18 protein-coding genes are annotated in these 21101 nt (G+C 61.1%); 9 read left to right on the top strand and 9 right to left on the bottom strand.

All coding sequences use genetic code 11. The annotated features are described in order from the left end of the window. Positions 1–5: 5 nt before the first annotated feature. From HX803_RS31075 to HX803_RS31040, 8 genes are all read right to left on the bottom strand, one after another. Complete coding sequence (locus tag HX803_RS31075) at positions 6–1145, bottom strand: hypothetical protein (RefSeq protein ID WP_178925908.1); 1140 nt, start codon at positions 1143–1145, stop codon at positions 6–8. Then, a complete protein-coding gene (locus HX803_RS31070) occupies positions 1115–2560 on the bottom strand; it encodes an alkaline phosphatase family protein (RefSeq protein WP_178925907.1) in 1446 nt (481 codons plus the stop codon). The genes HX803_RS31075 and HX803_RS31070 overlap by 31 nt, the downstream gene beginning before the upstream one ends. Beyond that, complete coding sequence (gene eboE / locus HX803_RS31065) at positions 2550–3770, bottom strand: metabolite traffic protein EboE (protein WP_178925906.1); 1221 nt, start codon at positions 3768–3770, stop codon at positions 2550–2552. The genes HX803_RS31070 and eboE overlap by 11 nt, the downstream gene beginning before the upstream one ends. Further along, complete coding sequence (locus tag HX803_RS31060; RefSeq protein ID WP_176997635.1) at positions 3767–4651, bottom strand: TatD family hydrolase; 885 nt, start codon at positions 4649–4651, stop codon at positions 3767–3769. The genes eboE and HX803_RS31060 overlap by 4 nt, the downstream gene beginning before the upstream one ends. Before the next feature lie 39 nt (positions 4652–4690). Next, positions 4691–5374, bottom strand: coding sequence for an EboA domain-containing protein (locus tag HX803_RS31055; protein ID WP_178925905.1), 684 nt, complete (start codon positions 5372–5374; stop codon positions 4691–4693). Next, positions 5371–6255 carry a UbiA family prenyltransferase gene (locus HX803_RS31050; RefSeq protein ID WP_178925904.1) on the bottom strand — a complete coding sequence of 295 codons (885 nt, stop codon included), beginning with the start codon at positions 6253–6255 and terminating at the stop codon, positions 5371–5373. The genes HX803_RS31055 and HX803_RS31050 overlap by 4 nt, the downstream gene beginning before the upstream one ends. After that, entirely contained in the window at positions 6252–8123 is a 1872-nt protein-coding gene (locus HX803_RS31045; protein ID WP_178925903.1) for a 3-dehydroquinate synthase, read from the bottom strand. The genes HX803_RS31050 and HX803_RS31045 overlap by 4 nt, the downstream gene beginning before the upstream one ends. 492 nt (positions 8124–8615) lie before the next feature. Then, positions 8616–9560 carry a LysR family transcriptional regulator gene (locus HX803_RS31040; RefSeq protein WP_178925902.1) on the bottom strand — a complete coding sequence of 315 codons (945 nt, stop codon included), beginning with the start codon at positions 9558–9560 and terminating at the stop codon, positions 8616–8618. Between the two features lie 109 nt (positions 9561–9669). Here HX803_RS31040 and HX803_RS31035 point away from each other — a divergent pair, with 109 nt between their 5' ends. From HX803_RS31035 to HX803_RS31025, 3 genes are all read left to right on the top strand, one after another. Next, a complete protein-coding gene (locus HX803_RS31035) occupies positions 9670–11169 on the top strand; it encodes a CoA-acylating methylmalonate-semialdehyde dehydrogenase (RefSeq protein ID WP_178925901.1) in 1500 nt (499 codons plus the stop codon). A 332-nt stretch (positions 11170–11501) separates the two neighbouring features. Next, positions 11502–13664 (top strand): hypothetical protein, encoded by a 2163-nt coding sequence (locus tag HX803_RS31030; protein ID WP_178925900.1) that lies wholly within the window; start codon positions 11502–11504, stop codon positions 13662–13664. Positions 13665–13739: 75 nt separating this feature from the next. After that, the gene (locus tag HX803_RS31025; protein WP_178925899.1) at positions 13740–14036 is read left to right on the top strand and encodes a hypothetical protein; all 297 of its coding nucleotides are present in this window, start codon (positions 13740–13742) and stop codon (positions 14034–14036) included. A 285-nt stretch (positions 14037–14321) separates the two neighbouring features. Here the strand turns inward: HX803_RS31025 and HX803_RS31020 are convergent, their stop codons facing one another. Further along, positions 14322–15248: a GlxA family transcriptional regulator gene (locus HX803_RS31020; RefSeq protein WP_178925898.1), complete on the bottom strand. Its 927-nt coding sequence runs from the start codon at positions 15246–15248 to the stop codon at positions 14322–14324. 123 nt (positions 15249–15371) lie between these two features. Between HX803_RS31020 and HX803_RS31015 the strand changes: the two genes are divergently transcribed. The 6 genes from HX803_RS31015 (at position 15372) to HX803_RS30990 (ending at position 21089) form a co-directional block, all read left to right on the top strand. After that, positions 15372–16166: an SDR family oxidoreductase gene (locus tag HX803_RS31015; protein WP_178925897.1), complete on the top strand. Its 795-nt coding sequence runs from the start codon at positions 15372–15374 to the stop codon at positions 16164–16166. A gap of 242 nt (positions 16167–16408) precedes the next feature. Then, positions 16409–17035 (top strand): response regulator transcription factor, encoded by a 627-nt coding sequence (locus tag HX803_RS31010; protein WP_178925896.1) that lies wholly within the window; start codon positions 16409–16411, stop codon positions 17033–17035. A 172-nt stretch (positions 17036–17207) separates the two neighbouring features. Then, positions 17208–18266, top strand: coding sequence for a fimbrial protein (locus tag HX803_RS31005; protein WP_178925895.1), 1059 nt, complete (start codon positions 17208–17210; stop codon positions 18264–18266). A gap of 155 nt (positions 18267–18421) precedes the next feature. Beyond that, entirely contained in the window at positions 18422–19486 is a 1065-nt protein-coding gene (locus tag HX803_RS31000) for a fimbrial protein (RefSeq protein ID WP_256732982.1), read from the top strand. 259 nt (positions 19487–19745) lie between these two features. After that, positions 19746–20294 (top strand): fimbrial protein, encoded by a 549-nt coding sequence (locus HX803_RS30995; protein WP_178925894.1) that lies wholly within the window; start codon positions 19746–19748, stop codon positions 20292–20294. A 54-nt stretch (positions 20295–20348) separates the two neighbouring features. Beyond that, entirely contained in the window at positions 20349–21089 is a 741-nt protein-coding gene (locus tag HX803_RS30990) for a molecular chaperone (protein WP_178925893.1), read from the top strand. Positions 21090–21101 lie beyond the last annotated feature (12 nt).

Below are 21101 nucleotides of genomic sequence, written 5' to 3'. Positions count from 1 at the left end.
GCTCCTTAACGTTGCCACTGGGCGCGTTTGAGCGACCAGACAAAGTCCAGTTTGTGGTAACCGACGAAGTCGGCGGCCGGCAACTCGGCGGTGGGGTAGACGATGCCGCCCTGTTGCTTCAGGGCGAAATTGAAGTAGCCCTGCTTGGGTGAGTACGCCGCCGTGCCGTGGCAGGCAAAACACGATGATTCGCTCTGGAACGCCGACTCCAGTTGGGAGTTGGCCAACAGGGTGGGGTTGGTTTCCGACTGCACGCCGATCAACTCGTACTGCGCCAATGTCGGGTTGGCGGCCTGGAAACTGGTGTTCACCGGTTGTGCCGCCGCAGTCGGGCCGGTGCTGTTGGTCATGGGCGTGGCCGGCGTCGCGTTGGTCACTGTGTACTTGCTGTTGTTGACGTTTTCAAAGGTGGTCCAGACCCAGTTGGGGTTCAGCTTGTTGATCACGTGCAAACCGCTCAACGCGGCGTAGCCCACCTGGTACGTATCGCCTTGCTGGTAGTAGGCCTGGGCGATGTAGTAACCGTCGTTGGCCAGTTGCTGTTGATAGGTGGCGTCGCTGCCGATCCACAGCCAGGCGGCCTTGAGCTCCCAGGCGGTGGAGGGGAAGTTCAGGTCGCTGGTCAGCGCCGCCTGACCGTTCACGTTGTAGACGTTCTGCTGGACGATGTAATTGAACGTGTCCTGGCCCATCAACAGCTGAAAGCGCACGGCCTGGCCTTTCTCGGCTGCCGGCACCTGGCCGCCCATTTGCAGGATCAGCCCGTCCACCTGCTGCGTGGCGTTGAGGTTGTGAAACAGACGGCTGGTGTTCATGCCCAGCGCTTTGGCCTGCGTGAGCACGGCGGCGGGTACCGGCACGCGCTGGGCGTACGGCAGCGGTTGGGCACCATTTTTCAGGTAGACCTGGTCTGACGGTTTCAGGGTTTCCCAGACCCGGTCCGGGCTTTGGGCGGCCGTGGGTTGGTTGAGGCAGGCGAACCAGTTCCAGGCCAGGGTCTCGGGGCTTTGGGTGAAGAGGGTTCGGGTGGCATTGAGGTTGCCTCCAAACTGCAGGAAGTTGCTGCAATCGAAGGTGCTGGGGGCCTGGGCCTGGGCCAATCCGGCCAGTGCACTCAGGACAGTGATTGATAAGGCTCGCCGCATGGAAGCTCCTTGGCTGTGGCCAGTTTGGTGTGTGGGCGCCCCAGGAAGTGTTCCAGGAGCAGTTGCTTGACTGCCGTCGCCGCAAGCTGCTGCGGCAACGCCAGGTCGCAATTGGTGATCAGCAACGGGCCGCCCTGCACGCTGCTCGGCAGGCGGCCATGGCTGCCACGGACCAGGCGGGTGTCCAGCGGGATCAGGTCCATGTAGTAGCGAAAGCCGAGTTTTTTCTGCAGCAGGCGGCGCGCCACTTTCAGCCGGGGGAAGCGGATGGCCGGGTCGACAAACAGCTCCAGCGGGTCGTAGCCGGGCTTGCGGTGGATGTCCACGGTGCGCGCGAAGTCCGGTGCCTTGCGATCATCCAGCCAGTAGTAGTAATCGAACCAATACCCGGCGGCGGCCACCGCCACCAGCTCACCGCTGCGCGGGTGGTCCAGTTGCCAGGCGCATTGTTCGGTTTTATCCAGCACCTGCTCAATGCCCGGCTGGCGCTGCAACAGCGCTTTGACGCGGGGAATGTCCTGCGCCTGCTTCACATAGACATGCGCGATTTGATGGTCGGCCACCGCGAACGCCGCACTGGCACCGGCGTCGAGCAGCTCCCAACTGAGGGACTGGCGCACCTGCAACAGGCCTTCGCTGCGCAGCACACGGTTGATCGAAATCGACTGCTCGACCGCTTCGATGCCGTACTCGGAGAGCACCATCACCGCCGCCCCCTGATCCTCGGCAAATGCCAGCAAACGCCCGACTTCCAGGTCGATGGCGCGCACTTCATCGGCAATCGAGGGGTGGTCGGGGCCCACGCGTTGCAGGCTGTAGTCCAAGTGAGGCAGGTAGATCAATTGCAGGTGCGGCCGATTGATCTGGAATTCGGCGATGGCGCAATCGACGATCCAGCGGCTGGAGCGAATACCCGCCGCTGGCCCCCAGAAACCGGGAAACGGAAACTCGCCGATCTGCTCTTCGATCCGGGCGTGCAGCTCGGGCGGCGACGAATACAGGCCGAACTGTTTGCGCCCATCGGCGGGGTAATGGGGGCGCGGGGTGATGGCGGCGTCCACGTCGGCATACATGTTGTACCACCAGAACAGCTGGCTGCAGCGAAACCCCGGCAGTGCACGCTTGAGGGTGTGCCAGACCTTTTCACCCTGGATCAGCGCGTTGGGTTGCAGCCAGAATTTCACCTCGGCCTGGTCGCGAAAGTACCAGCCGTTACCGACGATGCCGTGGGCCGATGGCGGTGCGCCGGTGAGGATCGAGGCTTGCACCGTCGATGTGACGGCCGGGAACACCGGTTGCAAGTGGGCCATCTGCGCGGTCTTGAGCAGCGCATTGATATGCGGCGTGGCCTCGCCGAGCAACGCGGGCGTCAGCCCCACCACATTGATCAGCAACAACGGTTGATCAGAGGGCATGGGCGTAAGCCTCCTGCACCGGGGAACGCAGCAGGTTGCGTTGGCGCAGCTGCGTCTCGACCCAGGTCAGCTCGGCGGCGATGCCCGCCAACTGGGCCTGCTCGGAGGCGGGCCTAAGCTCGGCGGGCAGCACGCCCCAGCTGTAGGTTTCCACCTCCAGCACCGGGCGGAACTCGGGATGGCCCGCCAGGTAATCGAAGGTTTGCGCCAATGCCACCTGGCTGCCGCTGAGTTCGGGCAGCAACAAGTGTTCGCTGAACAGCGGCACGTGGAAGTGAATGCGCAGCTCGCGAAAACGGTCGCAACCCGCCAGGGCGGCAGGCAAGTCCGGCCAGGCGACCACCCGGCCTTGCGCGTCGAGGGCTTTGACCTGATGCAGGTAGACCGCTTCGGCAAAGGTCGCCAGGGTGTCGAGTACCGGTTGGCGTTGCGCGTCGCCTTGCGACGGCAGGCGACAGATCATGGCGTTGGACAGCTGGATCTTGCCCACCGGTACCCGGGCCTGGCGCAGGCGGTCCAGAGACTGATAACAGTCTTCGAACATCACCGCCTGATGGCACACGTCAAAACACAGCGCCAGGTAGGCGTGGTTCGGGTCGGTCACGCGCCGCTGCTGGAAGAACGCGATGGACTGCTCGGTGGTTTCCAGCACGCAGTCCGGTTCCATCTCCAGGCAGAACACGATCTTCTTGCCGGTTTCCCGGTGCAGGTCGGCGAGAGCAGCGGTGAGCCGGTTGAGGTGCTCTTCAGCCCGCCGTTGCAAGGCAGGCGTCCAGGTGGCGGCATAGCCCAGCGGCACGCTGGAAATCACGCCCTGGCGACAGCCGGGCGGCAAGGCGTCGGCGAGGATACGCGCCAGGTCCAGGCTGTAGCCCAGCCGCTGCGGGTCGGCCCAGTCCGGCAGGTAGACCTCGGCTTTCACCGCGCCCTGATGGAACTCACCGTAGGGAAAGCCGTTCAGCGAGGTCAGGCGCACGCCACTGGTGTGCAGCAGCTTGAGGAAGTGCGCCCGTGCCGAGGCGTCGCGCAATTGCTCGGCAGCGCGGGCGCAGATCCACAGGCCGCTGTCCTGTTCCAAAAGCCCGCGCAGGCTGCGCACGCCCTGGAAATGCTGCGCGATGGACGCGCTGAGCCCGGCCAGGTCACGGGTGGGATGCACATTGCTGCAATAGCCGACCTGGGCGGCCGTCCAGCCACTGGCGGCACTCATTTGACCACCGGTTCCTGGCCGCGCAGGGCCGAGTTTTCCTGCCACTGCTTGCGCTGGTCGATGGGCAATGGGGTGCTGACCAGGGCCTTGTCCAACTGGCCGCTCTGGGCAAAGAAGTCCACGGGGTTGTGGAACAGCACCTGCTCGACCTGGGCTTCGCTGAAGCCTGCTGCCAGCATGGCCTGGCCGGTCTTGGGTACTTTGAGCGGGTCGCTGATGCCCCAGTCCGCCGCGCTGTTGACCACCATTTTTTCGGTGCCGTATTCCTTGAGCAGGGCCACCATGCGTTGCTCGGACATCTTGGTGTTGGGGTAGATCGAGTGGCCGCGCCAGCAGTCACTATCGAGTACCAGGGGCAGGGTGAGTTCGTTGAGGTGGTCGATGATCACCAGGTGTTCGGCAATCCCCACTTCGCGGACCACTGCGAGGGTGCGCTTGGTGCCGCCGATTTTGTCGCGGTGCGGGGTGTGTACCAGCACCGGCAGGTTGAATTGCTTGGCCAGCTCCAGCTGCGCGGCGAGAAAGCGGTCTTCTTCGGGGGTGATGTCGTCATAGCCGATTTCACCCACTGCCACCACGCCATCCTTGACCAGGTAGCGCGGCAGGATCTCCAGCACTTCATTGGCAATCGACAGGTCATTGGCTTCCTTGGGGTTCAGGCCGATGGTGCAGAAATGATGGATGCCGAACATGCTCGCGCGAAAGCGCTCCCACCCCAGCAGTGTGTCGAAATAGTCGACGAAACTGCCGACGCTGGTGCGCGCCTGGCCCTGCCAGAACGCAGGTTCGATCACCCCGGTAATGCCGGCGGCGGCCATGTTCTGGTAGTCGTCGGTGGTGCGGCTGACCATGTGGATATGCGGATCGAAGTACTTGAGCATGGTGAATCCTCGTCAAGGGAAAGGGGCTGGCGGTGGGGCTCAATTCAGGTAGGCCTGCCACTCCTGCGGCAGGCGCAGGCCGCCCAGGCGCTGGCGTTGCGCAGGGCTGAGCAGGTGGAAGGCAATGGCGTGGGGCAGTCCGGGTGACACGGGGCGGTCGGCGGCGAGTTGCTCGTCCAGCAGGTCGAGGGCGAGCTGGTTGAGCGTGACGCCCTGGCGTTGTTCCAGGCCGACCAGGCGTGTGATGTCCAGGCCCATGCCAAGGGCCTTGAGCACCAACTGGTGAAAGGCGCGCTCGGGGTAGTGCCGCGACGGGTAGGCAGTGTCCAGCGCCAGGGCGGCAAACACCTGGGGGTTGCTGGTGCGCCCGGCCTGGAGCGCCAGTTCCAGGCACACACCCTCGCTGTCGAGCCAGTCGAGGGCCTTGAGGGTGGCGACTTTTTCGTGGTCATCGCCCCATAGGAACAGCTGGCGCAGCAGCGCCGGGCGTTCGTCGACAGGTGCCTGTTCGAGTAGCTGGCTCAGCAACAAGGCACGTGCCCGGTCAACGACGGCGGCGTTCAGGTGGCGTTTGCATTGGCCGCTCAACAGCGCCGTTGTGGTCGCGCTTGGCTGTTGGGCCAGTTGCTCTTGTGCCTGCTGCCACCAGTGCAACTCGGCGGCATTCAGTTGCTGGGCCAGGGTGTGATGCTGTTCGGTGAGGCATTCGGGGCGCATGTTCATGTGGGTTTGATCCAGCGCTGAAAGTGGGGGAGCAGGAAAAACACCAGCACACACAGCAGGCTGCCCAACGGCTGGTCAGCCACCGCCAGCACCAGGGCATCGAACAGCGGTAACGCCGCCAGGCCCGCGCCGATAAACGCCCGCACCTGGCGGTGCTGGGGGTTGGCCAGGTGCTTGACGTAATGCCAGCCCAACCAGCCCAGCCACAGCGCCAGCACCGGCCAGAACCACAGGTTGTTGGAGTAGAGCGCCAGGGCCAGCGGGCTGAGCATCAGCAGCACCGGCAGGCGGCTGATCAGTCTGTTGCGGTGTTCCTGGCGGGCCAGGTAGGTCAGGCCGCTGATGTACACGCCCAGCAACATCGCGCAGAGCCAGATCGGCTCCGGTGGCACCGCCAGGCTGGCAGCGGCGGTGAGGTACAGCGCCGAGCGGCAGGCGCCCATCAACCACACGCTGTGGGCGTATTTCTTGTGCAGCAGGTTGTAGCCGAAGATGCAGCCCACCAGCAGTACCACGCCGCCGAGCAGCCAATGGGGCTGGTCAATCAACCGGCTCAGGCCCAGCACCGCCACGGCGGCCAGGGTCAGCAACAGTGCCGTGGCGCGCCCCACCTGTTGGCGGCTGGCCAGGCCCAGGGTGATCGGGCGTGGGTTGTGGTGTTGTGCGTCCCAATCGGCATCCAGCAAGTCGTTGAGCAGCATGCCGGCCAGGTACAGCAGCGACAGCGTGAACAGCAACAGCAGCCACACCAGCGACGACGGTGGCGCCAGGGCTCCGGCGCTGCTGGCGAGCAGGGCGGCAGCCAGGGTGTTGGTCCACACCGTGGGCAGGTTGGACACGCGGCCCAGGGTCAGCCAGGTTTTTACGTCGGCCTGGCTCATCTGGCGTAGCCCTCGTGCAGGGGCAAGGGGCGCGCGCTGCTGGCCATCAGGCGTTGCAGGGCGGCTTCCATGTGCGCGTCATCGATCTCGTGCAGGTCCACCGACTGGCCGATCCGGTTGAGCATGGGGATCGACAGCTGCCCACCCAGGTGCTGGCGGAATTCTTCCAGGCCGAGCAATACCTGCGAGCGACCTTGGCTGTCCTTGAGGCCCAGTTCCGCCGGGCATAGGTTGAAGCCCAAGGTGCGCAGCAGGTTCATCACCCGTTCACTGTCGGCATCGCTCAACAGCCCCAGGGCGTTGGCGTACAGGCCATCCAGGGCCATGCCCACGGCAACCGCTTCGCCATGGCGCAAGCGGTGGTGGCTGAGGTTTTCCAGCTTGTGCGCGGCCCAGTGCCCGTAGTCCAGCGGCCGGCCATTGCCGCGTTCGAACGGGTCGCCGGCACCGGTGATGTGCCCCAGGTGCAATTCGGCGCAGCGGCGAATCGCGTAGCGGCTGGCGCTGTGTTCGAAGTGGGCGAGGGCGTCGGCGTGCTGTTCCATCCATTCGAAGAAGGCCTGGTCCTTGATCAGTGCCACCTTGACCGCCTCGGCGAGGCCGGCGATCTGGTCACGGCGTGTCAGGCTGGTGAGCAGTTGGAAGTCATTGATCACGGCGGTGGCGGGGTAGAAGGCACCCAGCAGGTTCTTCTGGCCGAAGGCGTTGATGCCATTTTTCACGCCGATACCGGCGTCATTCTGGGCCAGTACCGTGCTGGGCAGGCGGATCAGGCGGATGCCTCGGTGGAACGTGGCACAGGCGTAGCCCACGGCGTCCAGCACCGCGCCACCGCCCAGGGCCAGCACGTAGCAGTGCCGATCCAGGCCGTGGTTCAACATGTCGCGGTAGAGCTGTTCGAGCACCTGGGCGGTCTTGCTCAACTCACCGGCCGGCACTGCGACAGGGGCCGTTTGCAGGTGCAGGTCGTCATGGGCGGCGAAATACGCGTCGATCTGCTCACCCAATTGCGGAGCGCTTTGCAGCAACTGGGCGTCGGCAAACACCATCACCGTCACCGGGCCCGCGTGGTGGGCGGTGAGCTGGCCGTGCAGGCACGGGTTGAGTGGGTCGAACAGGTGATCGGTGAACACCACCGGGTAGTCGTAGCTCACCTCGAAGCGCCCGTGCAGCGGTTGATCCTTGGCGGGTTTGCGCAGGGTCTTGAGCAGGCTGTAGCCGGCGACGAACAGCAGCGGCAACACCATGCTGGCGAGCACCGTCACCAGCAGCGCGTTCTGTTCGATCAGGAAGGTGCCGATGGCCGTGTAGGCCAGCGCCAGCCCGGCGTTGGCCAGGGTGGTGATCAGCAAAAACGCCCGCAGCGGATAGCGTTGCATGCCGGCCGCGACCACCGAGGTTTCCGCCAGCACCGGCACGCCGCGCAGGCAAATCAGCGACAGCGTGCCCAAGCGATACCCCAACTGCCCCGGCCGGCGCTGATGCAGGCCCAGGCGGCTGGACAACAACCGGAAATACCCGGCCCCCAGCGCATACCCCAAGCCGGCGCCCAGGCACAGCCCGATAAAGATCACCAGGTAACCGCCCAGGCTGCCGAACAGCGCCACCGCCAGCAGCGCCACCACGCTCGACGGCACCGGCAGCACCACGTCCAGCGCGAGCAGGGCGACCAGCAACAGGGCGAGGTTGAGTGTTTGCGCGGGCGTCGAAGGTTGGTACAGGTTCAGGTGCGCGAGGAAGTCTTGGATCTGTTGCTCGAACAACAGGAAGCTGGCGATGACCAGGCCGCAAAAGCACAGCAACGACAGCCAGAAATGATCGACTGGCCCCTTTTTCGAGAACGCACGGTACCACTGGCTGCGCTTCATCAAAGCATCCCTTCTGAGAGTTAAGACTTAAGTTCCGTGTCTTGAGTTAAAGCAGCGTCTGGTCTTTTTTCAGTGCAATAAAATCCCTCGCCCGGCAGGGTGGTTTTATCAATAGTGGCTGATGGCTTTTACGGTATTCATGAACGTAGACGGTTGTGGTTGTTTTGCAAGCGGGTGCAGTAAGGAGTTTCAAAAGGGACGTGTAGGCGAGGGTTTTTGCGCGCATTAATTCAATAATTACAATTAGTTGTATGGTCTTTCAGTGGGCGTCAAGAAGCCGTTGGCAGCGGGGTTGGAAAGTGCCGGTTTAATTGCAATGTTGTTGCCTGTGGCGCGTGATTTATTGCGGTTGGCTATAAGTAACGGGGAAGAGCTTAGTTGTCGAGAATGATTCCGCTTAAAGTAATAAGGCGGGGGTTTACTTGGCCCGTTGTATGAAGCGAATACCTGTCACTAGTGACAGGTTTTTTGCTCGAACACAGAAGTGCGTGCCTAAAGTGGCGTAACAACACTGAAGCCACCCGACAGCGCGTCCCTCAGATAACTCACCAACACACTCACCGACTTCGGCACATGGGGCGAATACGGCCGGATCAAGTAGATCTCATCGGCAAACACCCCCTTGAGCGTCCAGTCCTTGAGCACCTGCACCAGCTTGCCGCTGGCCAGCGCGGCATGGGCGCTGAAATCCGGGAGCAGGGCGATGCCCAAGTGGTTGAGGGCCGAGTCTCGCAGGGCTTCGCTGTTGTTGGTGGCGAAGCTGCCGGCGATGGGCACGGTGAGGCGCTTGACCTTCTTGATGCCGCGCTCGAAGGTCCACGCCGGCTGATCGGTGCCGCGCGGGTAGAACAGGCAGTTATGCGCAGTAAGGTCGCCAGGCTCGCGGGGTTCGCCGTGGCGTTGCAGGTATTCCCGGGTCGCCACCAGCACCGAGGCGGTGTCGCACAGTTTCCAGGCCACGTGGGTTTCCGGCACCTGGAAGCCATGCCGCACCGCCAGGTCATAGCCTTCGGCCGCCAGTGAGCTGAGCGCGTCGGACACGTCCAGCTGGATACGCACCTGCGGGTATTGCTGCAGGAACGCCGACAGGTGCGGCACCAGTTGCTGGCGGGCGAACGCCACCGGCGCCGTCAGGCGCACCAGGCCGCGAATCTCGCCTACTGAGTCACGCACCGACGAGAAACTGCGGGCGATGTGTTCGTAGGCGCTGCGCACTTCGCGGGTCAACGACAGGCCGGCATCCGTCAGCCGCACGCTGCGCGTGGTACGGGTGACCAGCCGGGTGCCGGTGGCTTTTTCCAGGTCGGAAATGCGCTGGCTGACCGCCGATTTGCTCACGCCCAGTCGCGCCGCCGCAGCGGTGTAGGTGCCCTGTTCTTCCAGCACCGACAGCCAGTGGATATGGGTCCACAGCCCTTCGATCTCAGCTTTTTCCATGGGAGTATTGTTCGCATAGGTGGACAATAAGTTCTGGATTCTGCTCTGGTTTGGAACAAACCAAAAGCCTATCGTGGTTCCCATCGCTACCCACCTGGGAACCACTGCCATGACCACCACCATCGAGCACTACATCAACGACCAGCGCGTGTCCCGCGATGATCGTTATCAGGATGTCTTCAACCCGGCCACCGGCGAAAAGACCGGCCGCGTCGCGCTGGCCAGCCGCCAGACCGTCGCCGAAGCCGTCGCCGCTGCCCAGGCCGCGTTCGCCGGCTGGGCCGACACCCCGCCGATCCGCCGTGCCCGCGTGCTGTTCGAATACCTGCACCTGCTGCGTGAGCGCAAGGACGACCTGGCGCGCATCATCGTCGCCGAGCACGGCAAGGTGTTCACCGACGCCCAGGGTGAAGTGGACCGTGGCATCGACATCCTCGAATTTGCCTGTGGCATTCCCAACCTGCTCAAGGGTGAGTTCTCCGACCAGGTTTCCCGTGGCATGGACAACTGGACCCTGCGCCAACCGCTGGGAGTGGTGGCCGGTGTCACGCCGTTCAACTTCCCGGTGATGGTGCCGATGTGGATGTACCCGATCGCCATCGCGGCGGGCAACACCTTCATCCTCAAGCCAAGCCCGACCGATCCGAGTGCCTCGTTGTTCATGGCTGAACTGCTGCGCGAAGCCGGCCTGCCCAAAGGGGTGTTCAACGTGGTGCAGGGTGACAAGGAGTCGGTGGATGCGCTGATCGAACACCCCGATGTCAAGGCGGTGAGCTTTGTCGGCTCCACGCCGATCGCCCAGTACATCTACGAGACCGGCGCCCGCCACGGCAAACGCGTGCAAGGCCTGGGCGGCGCGAAGAACCACATGGTGGTGATGCCCGACGCCGATATTGAAAAAACCGTCGACGCCTTGATGGGCGCGGCCTACGGCAGTGCCGGCGAACGTTGCATGGCCATTTCGGTGGCGGTGCTGGTGGGGGATGTGGGTGACAAGGTCATCGCGGCCCTGACCGAGCGTGCCCAGCAACTGCGCATCACTGACGGCCGCGACCTGAAAGCCGAGATGGGACCGATCGTGTCCCGCGCCGCGCTGGAGCGCATCAGTAGCTATATCGAACAAGGCGTGCAAGCCGGTGCCAAACTGCTGCTCGACGGCCGTGACTATGTGCCTGCTGAAGCGGGCCTGGAAAATGGCTTCTGGCTCGGCGCGACGTTGTTCGACCACGTGACCAAAGACATGAGCATCTACCGCGAAGAGATCTTTGGCCCGGTGCTGGCGTGCGTGCGCGCTGCCGACTTCGCCGAAGCGGTGAAGCTGGTCAACGACCACGAGTTCGGCAACGGCGTGAGCTGCTTTACCCGCGACGGCAACATCGCCCGCGAGTTTGCACGGCGCATTGAAGTGGGCATGGTCGGCATCAACGTGCCAATCCCGGTACCGATGGCCTGGCATGGTTTTGGTGGCTGGAAGAAGAGCCTGTTTGGCGACATGCATGCCTACGGCACCGAAGGCGTGCGCTTCTACACCAAGCAGAAATCGATCATGCAGCGGTGGTCAGAGAGTATCGAACAGGGTGCGGAGTTCGCGATGCCGGTATCGAAGTAACTCAATATTGTGCTGGATCCAATGTGGGAACGGACTTGTCCGTTCCCACATTTTTACTTGTGTTTCAGGAATTTGAGGATCTGGCCTAGGGTGTACTGTGAAAATAGCGTGTAACAACCGCCCTTCTTGTTTAAGGAACTCATTTACTTTCTGGGGCGACTTATACAGCGACTAATGTAAGGGTTGTTTCGTAATTTGAGTGCGAAAAATTACAGCAGTCTATTCAAAAACCACTAATGCGGTGTTTGAACGGGAGCAGTGGACGCTCAATCCAAGTTTATATTCCGTGAATGAGTTGTTTAACTGTAGTCGCCTGAAGAAGGACGTCGCCCATGAATGTTTATTCTCCCTCCCTGCCGTCGGTTTCGCTACGTGGAGACAGCATCTCAAATGTCGCTCAATTGCGCCCCAGTTTCAGCCAGCTAGCTGGCGCGCCTGCGATCAGTGAACACACTGGTCCTGCGCCACTGGCGAATTATTATAATTCGGTTATTTATAATTCTGACTTCGCATTGCCACCTACCAAATATTACACGTTGTCACAACGAATGGAGCTTATAAAAGCGTATTCCGAGCGAGTGGTGACGCATATAAAGAACATCGAAAGTGGCAGCGAAGGTGAACGTAATGTCAAGTTTCAGCAGATTCGTAAGTTTCTGGAGCCGGCGGGTTACTTCAGCGGCGGGCTGTTGGCGGCAGGTCGTGACCCTCATGAAAAGTTCACGGTGACCTTCCGCAGCTATACCGGACGAGGATCGCCAGATACATTGACCGGCACCGAAGAACGCACCTATTTTGCCTGGGAGATCGCAGCCGGTGCTCTTCAGCACGATAAGGTTCCGCGTGGTGGCCCGATCAATTTCCAATTTATGCATATCGAACCGAAAGATCGGAGCACGATCGACGAGCTTGAGTCGCTCGGCGACAGCCTCCAATCCCATTGGAAAGAGGACGTCGCCACGCCCATGCGCGACGCTTCGGGGGGATTGGCGAGTCGCTCAGGAAAAGCGGACGCTTATGTCGTTCGTGGCACCTTACAAAGTCTGGTTAATAATAATGATGCCTCGGGACTTTTAAGTGCCGAAGGGCTGGCGGCGATCAACCGTACGCTGCAAAAAAATGGGCAAGTTATTATTCCAAATATCTATGGCTACCCTATGGCGGGGTATGCCTTTATTCCCTTTAGCGAATTTGATGGGAATTACGCGAACAGGCCCAACAAGGGCGTGATCATTGATTTGAAGAACGGTAGTGCGCGTGAAATTCACAGCGACGCTGATTTTGCCGACTGGGCGAAACACAACCGCGACAATATACTGAATAGTTTCAATGCCAGCGATAAGCAAGGCGGCAAAGATGCGCATTGGCCGAAAGCCGGCGATGTACTTGACACACTGATTGCAGGTAGCAATGCGACTTACCCTGGGTATCAAAACCTTGTCAAAGATAAAGAGGTGCCGGTAGGGGAAACCTTCAACTATACCGAATCGAGAGGGGGCGAATACCGGTTGAAATTCGGTGACCTGAATGCTGGTATTGCCGCCAAATTCCAGGAAGTGAATGCCAAAAATGCCCTCTGGTCTGACCAGACTGAAGTCTTTGGCTCCTCGCAGCAAGGTTGGAAAGCCGCGAAGGAACTGTGGAGTAATACGTTCGGTTACGTGCCTATCGTTGGCAACCTCGGCAACGTTGTATTTGGCATACACGATGCAATTGATGGCATGACCGCCGACGACCGAGTGGGTGGTGGTGCTGCGGCTGTTATCTCGGCTTTACAGTTGGCGCACGAAATTCTGCCAGTAGGCGGCGAGGTTGAACCGGGTGAACCGGTTCCGACGATCAACCGTTCCCAGACTGAGCAGTACACGTGGCGGCGCAGTTCGCGTACGAATGAAATTGAGCTACAAACCCTGCCAAAGTATAAAACGCTGGATGATGAAGCGCCGATTTCAAAACCGCACATGGCTGATGTAGTCCCGACGCCTGAGGGAACTACCTCTTTTTCGGGAATGCGCGAGGTCGAGATACGGGGTAATCATTATTTTGCCGCTGAGCACCCTGATGCAGGGGACGGTGTCCATTTTATATTGTATGTGCGAGACACTAAGAATCCGGAGAAATTGAGAAGCAGCTATATCATTGCTGGGCTTGATAAAAAGGGCGATTGGAAAGAACGCGGTATGGTCGGGGTCGACGGAATAAAAAGATACTTTTCAAAAAAACATTTGCAAGCGCGCGACTCCTTGGAGGAAGTTGCTGCTAACTATAAACAGCGATTACACCCACTCTCGGGTGAAGAGCAGCTAAAGCTTACTGAAAAATTTAAGAATCTTTTGGAGGGAAGTAATGCCGATCAGTACCCTTTGGTAGAGGGCTATGTTGAGGCAGGCTCAGATACAGTCAATGGACCTTTGCGATCGGGCAGAACCTCCCCAGAAATAGAAAATTTCCTTAAGGAATTCTACCAGATGACCGTATCTCAGGAAAAAGCCTAACGCTCAACGTTTGTCACTGCAGAAGCGGCAAAAAGGATCAAAGATAGTGTTGGCAAGGTATTGCAAGATTCCGGTGTGCAATCTGCCGCGACGACCCTGCAGGGTTTAGTTGATTTGGATGCCTGGGCGCAGACTGAACCAAACAAAGAAAAAGGTACGACCCAGAAAGTGGTTTATGTATTTGATGAGTCAGTACCCAAAATGAATTTGTCTACGAAAAAAATGCCGGATCATCTCGCAATAGGCCCTAATGAGTTTATGAAAGTTATGGCCGTCAAGGAGTCGGATGGAACCTTGTTTGTATATCTTTCGTCGCCTACCACGAAGCCAAAGATTGTTAACCATATCTTTGATGGGGAAATCGCTGATTGATTGGGTATGCGCCAAGCTCAGGCCTCTTCGAGGTTTTAGAGCGACTTCTGATAGCAAAAACTTGATATCACTTATCTGCCAGTAACTGTCCACATGCAGCATCGACATGCCCAGCGCACGTCGGTCTGCAGCGCTGGTTGGAGAGCATCGAGCAAAGCGCTGAGTTCGTCATGCCGGTCTCCCAATAATCCGACGCCATCGTCCACTGTAGGAGCCGGCTTGCCGGCGATGGCACCCTTAAGATATGCACTCATATCAAGGGCCTCATCGCTGGCAAGCCGGCGCCTACAGTTGCGGTGTGACGCGCTTGATTGCTTGGGGCGATTGGCCGAATGCCCGCAAAAACGATCGACGCATCCGCTCCCGTTCGCCGAACCCGCATTCCCGGGCGATAACGTCCAGAGAGTAGCGGCCTTCCTCCATCATGATCCGCGCCGCTTCAACCCGCAGGTGCTTGATGGCCTTGGCCGGCGATTGGCCGGTTTCTTCCTTGAAGATCCGGCTGAATTGGCGCGGGCTCAGGTGGGCGATCTCGGCCAGTTCTTCCACCGACAGCTCGGCATCCAGGTGTTCTTTCGCGTAAAGCAGCGTGCTCTGGATGCGGTCGGTTTTCGGGTCGAGGTCCAACAGCGTCGAAAACTGCGATTGCCCGCCCGAACGACGGTGGTGCACGACCATTTTTTTGGCAACACTGCGCGCGATCTCGGTGCCCAAATCCTTCTCTACAATCGCCAGCGCAAGGTCGATGCCGGCGGTCATGCCGGCCGAGGTCCACAGCGCGCCGTCGATCACGAAGATGCGGTCTTCTTCCATCCGCACGCCGGGGTAGGCGTCGCGAAACGCCCGGGCGTGGGCCCAGTGGGTGGTCGCACGCCGGCCTTCCAGCAAGCCCGCCTGGGCGAGCACAAAGGCGCCGGTGCACACCGCGGTGATGCGCTGTGAAGTGGCGTTGCGCAAGTAGTCGAGCAGTCCTGGCGACACATCGTCCAGGCGGTTATTGCCGATCACGACCAGTGTGTCGTAGTGCGCGCCCTTGAATGACTGCGACTCCATGCCGAAGCCCAGGGAGGAGTGCACGATGCCGCCGTGTTCCGACACCACCGTCAGCGTATAGGGCGCGCCGTGCAGGTCATTCGCCGTTTCGAAGACTGCTGAAACAGCAAGCCCCAGTACCTGGAAGCCCGGGTAGATCACAAGGCCGATGGTTTTCATTACATGTACCGCTCTCTGGGAAGGCGTGTCCTAAAAAGGTGTATATACGACATTTGTGACGTGCAGGGGAAGCCGTACGATCAATCACCGAAGTTTGTCGGCTCATTTTCCTGGAGACACCTCATGAGTACTGTAGCGTCCAAGGGCACGGCCCTTATCACAGGTTCTTCCACCGGTATCGGCGCGGTCTATGCCGACCGTTTGGCCAAGCGTGGCTATGACCTGATCCTGGTGGCCCGTAACGCCGAGCGCCTGGATACCCTGGCGGCCAGGCTGCGCGCCGACACCGGGCGTAGTGTCACCACGCTGGTCGCCGACCTGAACGACAAGACCGCCTTGGCGAAGGTCGAGGCCGTGCTGCGGGAAGACGCGAGCATCAGCGTGCTGGTCAACAATGCCGGGGTGGGCTCGGTGGCGTCCGTGCTCGACGGCGATGTGGAAACGATGGACGCCATGATCGGCCTGAACATCACCGCCCTCACGCGGCTGACTTACGCGGTGGCGCCGGCCTTTGTGGCGCGAGGCAGCGGTACGATCATTAATATCGCGTCGGTGGTGGGCATTGCGGTGGAGATGCTCAACGGTGTCTACAGCGCCTCGAAGTCCTACGTGTTGAGTTTCGGCCACGCCTTGCAACGCGACCTCGGCGACAAGGGCGTGCGCATCCAGAGCGTGCTGCCAGGTGCAACCGCCACCGAGTTCTGGGACGTGGCCGGCTATGCGCCGCAGAAGGAGAGCCCGATCACCATGTCGGCCAGCGACCTGGTGGACGCCGCATTGGCAGGGCTGGACCTGGGCGAGCGCGTCACCATTCCTGGGCTGCATGAAGGCCAGGCGTGGGACGAGTGGGAGGCCGGGCGCCGCGCGATCTCGGGCAAGTTCGGCAACGCCAGGCCTGCGGCACGCTACCTCAAATAACCACAGTTTCCCTGTAGGAGCCGGCAAGCCAGCTCCTACAGAGGCAACGTGGCGTACAACATTCATGGCTGGCAGGAAAAATCCTACGATTTGCAGGGATCGGTCCTACGCCACCATTCAATCCCAGTGCCCATCATTCACCTTCCTCAATGATTGAAGGACGATCGACGTTCTCTCGCGTGTTGCACCCATCGAACAGCAGGGAAAGCCGACTGCCGCTTTGTGTTGTAGAAAGGAAACCTATGTCTAGCGCATTAGTGGTGGACGACCACCCCTTTATCCGTTCCTCGGTCAAAATGCTGCTGGCCAGTGCTGGCTTTACCGTCATCGCCGAGGCCGGCGATGGGGTTGAAGCGATTCGCCGCGTTCGCGAAAACGCGCCGGACCTGATCATTCTTGAACTCACCTTGCCCAGGCTCGACGGGCTGGAGCTGATTGCAAAGGTCACAGGGGCGAATGGCCCCAGCAAGGCCCTCGTGTTGACCTCCCAGCCAGCGCTGCTCTATTGCGCGCGTTGCATGAAGGCAGGGGCGGCGGGGTTTGTCTCCAAGTGCAACGAGTTGAGTGAACTGGTCAAGGCGGTCGAAGCGGTGATGAACGGCTACACGTACTTTCCCGACCTGGCCAGCAATACCGTGCGGCGCAGCGATACCCAGCGTTCAGACCATGACCTGGTGCAACGCCTGTCCGACCGTGAGCTGAGCATCTTGAAGCAACTGGCCCTGGGCATGACCAACAAGCAGATCGGCGATGCCATGCTGATCAGCAACAAGACGGTCAGCACCTACAAGACCCGCCTGATCGAAAAACTCAACGTCAAGTCGGTGGTGTACCTGGCCGACTTTGCCAAGCGCAACAACCTGGTGTGAGTGAAAACATAATCCTGAGGAAATTTCCTACAAGTTGGTGGGAAATCGGCTGCGCGTTGGGTAATGGCGGCTTCCCATAATCGCGCTTCATCGGGCCTTGGTGCCCGAACCCGATCAACCGACAGGCTGATGGCAACTCCTGCCTGCAGTCATGCTCAGCAGGATTACACCCATGCAATTCCTATCTAGGCTCTTGTGTTACCTGGGGCTGTCAGCCCTGTCGATGGTTGCGATCCCCGCGCTGGCCTGCACCTGGACCTCGGGCGGCACGACGGCCAAGGCGCTGACGTACAACGCCGGCGCTGTCTTCTCACCACGCGACGTGCCGATCGGCACCACACTGAACAACCCGTCGCCGATCCGTGCGGTGAACTTCGGTGATCGGCTGCGGTGCGGTTCGTCGTCGATCTACAACGTGGCGCTGATCGGCCCGTTGGCCGCCGATATTCCCGTGGATTACCTCAACGTGCCCGCCAACGCGCTGTTGCAGACCAACGTGCCCGGGGTCGGCCTTGCGGTCTACATAACCGGCTTTGCCGCCGGTTGGCGCGGGCCGGCCGACAATCCGAACCGGTTTGTGCCGCTCAACCTGACCTACGCCTCGGGCACCATCGCCGAGATGCCTTCGGTGATGTTCCGCTACATGCTGGTCAAGACCGGTGATATTCCGGCCGGCACCCACAGCATCAACCAGTTGGTGGCCTCTGGCACGACGAACATCGGCCCCATGTTCGACCTGACGTTCACCGCCACCATCACCGTGGCGGGCTGTTCGATGCCGGCCGCACCCGGCAACCAGATCGATGTGCCCATGGGCACCTGGGAAAAACGCGTGTTCAACGGCAAGGACTCCACCACGCCCGCCACGCCGTTTGCCATCACGCTGAGTGCATGTATCGCGGGCAGCAACTACCCCAACAACGCCAACGGTTACTTCAATGGCAACTACGCCAACATCCAGATTGATGGCAACAAGACTTCCAGCATCGTGGATGCGGCCAACGGCATCCTGAGCCTGTCGAGCGACTCCACGGCCCAAGGCGTGGCCATCCAGGTGTTGCAGGCCAACGACGCGCCCATGAACCTGGGCCAACCGGTACGCCTCAATCGCATCGTCAACGGCACCACCACGGTGCCGCTCAAGGCGCGCTATATCCAGATCGGCGACGGGCCGACACCGATGCCGGGCACCGCCGATGGGCATGCGAGTTTCACCGTGACCTATCGCTGACCGTAGGAAATTTCCTACGAGTTGGCGGGATATCGGCTACGGGTTGGCCGATGACTGTTTTCGATAATCAGGTTTCACCCGGTTCTTGTGCCTGACCCCTCTGGTGAGGCCAAAGACCGTCCATGCCTGCAGTTACTCTTACGGGGACTTCAATCATGAAAGCACGCTCAATGCTCACCAGCGGCCTTGCCGCCGTCGCCCTGGCGCTGGCGGCGACACCCGCCATGGCGGCCTGTACCTGGGCCTCCAACAACGGCACGCCCAAGCAACTGACGCTGGGCGCCGGTACGGTGTTCGCACCGCGGGATGTGCCAATTGGCACCACGCTCAACAACAACGCACCGATTCGCACGGTGCCGTTCAACGACCGCCTGGTGTGTGGCCTGGTGGCCCGTTACGCCACCACGCTGGTCGGGCCCGTTGTCACCGATGTCCCGGTGGATGTGGTGCGGGTGCCCGCCAGTTCGTTGCTGCAAACCAATGTGCCCGGCATCGGCCTGGCCATCTACATGACCGGGTTTGCTTCCGAGTGGAGAGGGTCGGCGGACAACCCCAGCCGGTTCATTCCGTTTGAGCTGAACATGAATATTTCCTATGCCGTCGCCGGCATGACCGGGGCCTTGATGCGCTATGCCCTGGTCAAGACCGGTGATATCCCGGCGGGCACCCATACCATCAATCAACTGGTGGCCACGGGCACGTCTGATCGGGGGCCGATTTTCGACCTGACCTTTACCGCCACGGTGACGGTCGCCGGCTGTTCGATGCCGGCTGCGCCGGGTAATCAGATCGATGTGCCGATGGGCACCTGGGAAAAGCGTGTGTTCAACGGCAAGCACTCCACCACGCCCGCCCAGCCTTTCGCCGTCACGCTGGACTCGTGCATCGCGGGCAGCAACTACCCGAACAACGGCAGCGGCTATTTCAACGGCAACTACGCCAATATCCAGGTCGACGGTAACAAGACCTCGACCATCCTGGACGCGGCCAATGGCGTCCTGAGCCTGTCGAGTGATTCCACCGCCCAGGGCGTGGCCATCCAGGTGCTGCAGGCCAACGACACGCCGCTGAACCTGGGCCAGCCGGTGCGCCTGACGCGCATCGTCAACGGCACCACCACGGTGCCGCTCAAGGCGCGCTACATCCAGACCGCCGACGGACCCACGCCCACCCCGGGGACCGCCAATGGCCACGCGAGTTTTTCCGTGACCTATCGCTGAGGTGTTCCAGCGCCACAACGCCAACGCCACAGGTGCATCGCGCCTGTGGCGTTGGCGTTTCTACAGCCCGGTGAAGGGTGCCTGCTCGTGGGAAATTTCCTACAGCTACGAGGACGTTTCCTACATAGGTGTACCCCTCCAACTTCCAATAATGACACCAGACGAAACGCGCTGACCCGCAGTCGGGTAGCCCCGTCGCTTTGTCTGGATGCCTGATGCAGGTGCACAGATACCCCCTCTCTTAACTGTGGATGTGATCATGAAAAAGTACGCTCTCAAAGGTTTGACCCTGGCCCTGGTTCTGGGCGGTGCATCGCAAGCGGCCATGGCCGCTGATGGCGAAATCAACTTCATCGGCAGCGTCACCGACAACACGTGCCCGGTGGTGGTGGCGGACCTCAACGGTGCGGCCGGCGCAGGTGACGTGACCCTGGGCAGCGTCCCGGCCACCTCCCTGGCCACCGCCGGTGCAGTCGCCGGTGGCGGTGCGTTCACCCTGACCATCGACACCACCGCGCCCGGCTGCAGCGTCAGCGGCAAGAAAGCCGTGGTCAAGTTCTTGTCCCTGAGCGGCAACGCCGGCGCCAGCGGCCAGTGGATCGGCCTGACCCCAGATCCGGGTGTGGCCACCAACGTCGCCGTACAGATCAAGGACGCCACCGGCAAGGACGTGCAGCTGGGCCTGGAGTCCTCGCCGTACCTGGACCTGACCCAACCGTTGCGCTTCACCGCCAACTACATCGCCACCGGTGCTGCGACCTCGGGCCCGGCCAACGCCAAGGCCGCGTTCACCGTCGACTACCAGTAAGCCCTGTGACACGCCCCAGCCCAGCCGGGTTGGGGCGCCAAGAGGATGACCGATATGAAACGTTTTGCGACCCCATTCAAAGCCACAGCGATGCTGGCCGTGCTGCTCGCCACGACGCTGGTTGGCACCGCAAGCCAGGCCGGTGTGATGCTCGGCGGCACGCGTATCGTGTTCGACGGCAGCAAGCGCGATGCGTCCATCAGCGTCGGCAACACCACCACACAGCCCTATGCGGTGCAGACCTGGATCAACACCGAGGCTGACGACAACACCAGCGCTACCCCCTTCGTGGCCACGCCGCCCCTGTTTCGCCTGGACCCGCGCAAAGAGCAGATGGTGCGCATCCAGAAAGTCCCGGGCGCGCTGCCGGAAGACCGCGAGTCGGTGTTCTACTTCAACGCTCAGGAAATCCCGGTGGCCGGCAAGGCCGACGAGAACACCCTGAAGATCGCCATGCGTACCCGCATCAAGCTGTTCTATCGCCCGGCCGGCCTCAAGGGCAACCCGCTGGACGCGTTGCCGCAACTGCGCTGGAGCCTCGCGCAGGAGCAGGGCAAGACGGTGCTGGTGGTCAACAACCCGTCGGCGTTTCACGTCTCCTTCATCGGCGTGAAGGTGTTGGCGGGTGCACAAACCGTGGAGGTCGAAGAGCCGAAGATGGTCGCGCCGATGAGCAGCCAGCGTTATGCCTTGCCCGGCTTCAGTGGCCGCGGCGGCGAGGTGATGTTTTCCGCCATCAATGACTACGGCGGCTACAGCGAACCGACCAAAGTCGCGCTGACCAGCACGCCCTGATCCCACTTTTCT

It is taken from the genome of Pseudomonas sp. P7548, assembly GCF_013386585.1.
In the GTDB taxonomy this organism is placed as follows: Bacteria; Pseudomonadota; Gammaproteobacteria; order Pseudomonadales; family Pseudomonadaceae; genus Aquipseudomonas.
The sequence above is the reverse complement of the archived record's forward strand: the minus strand, read 5'-3'. Positions and strand labels throughout refer to the sequence as shown.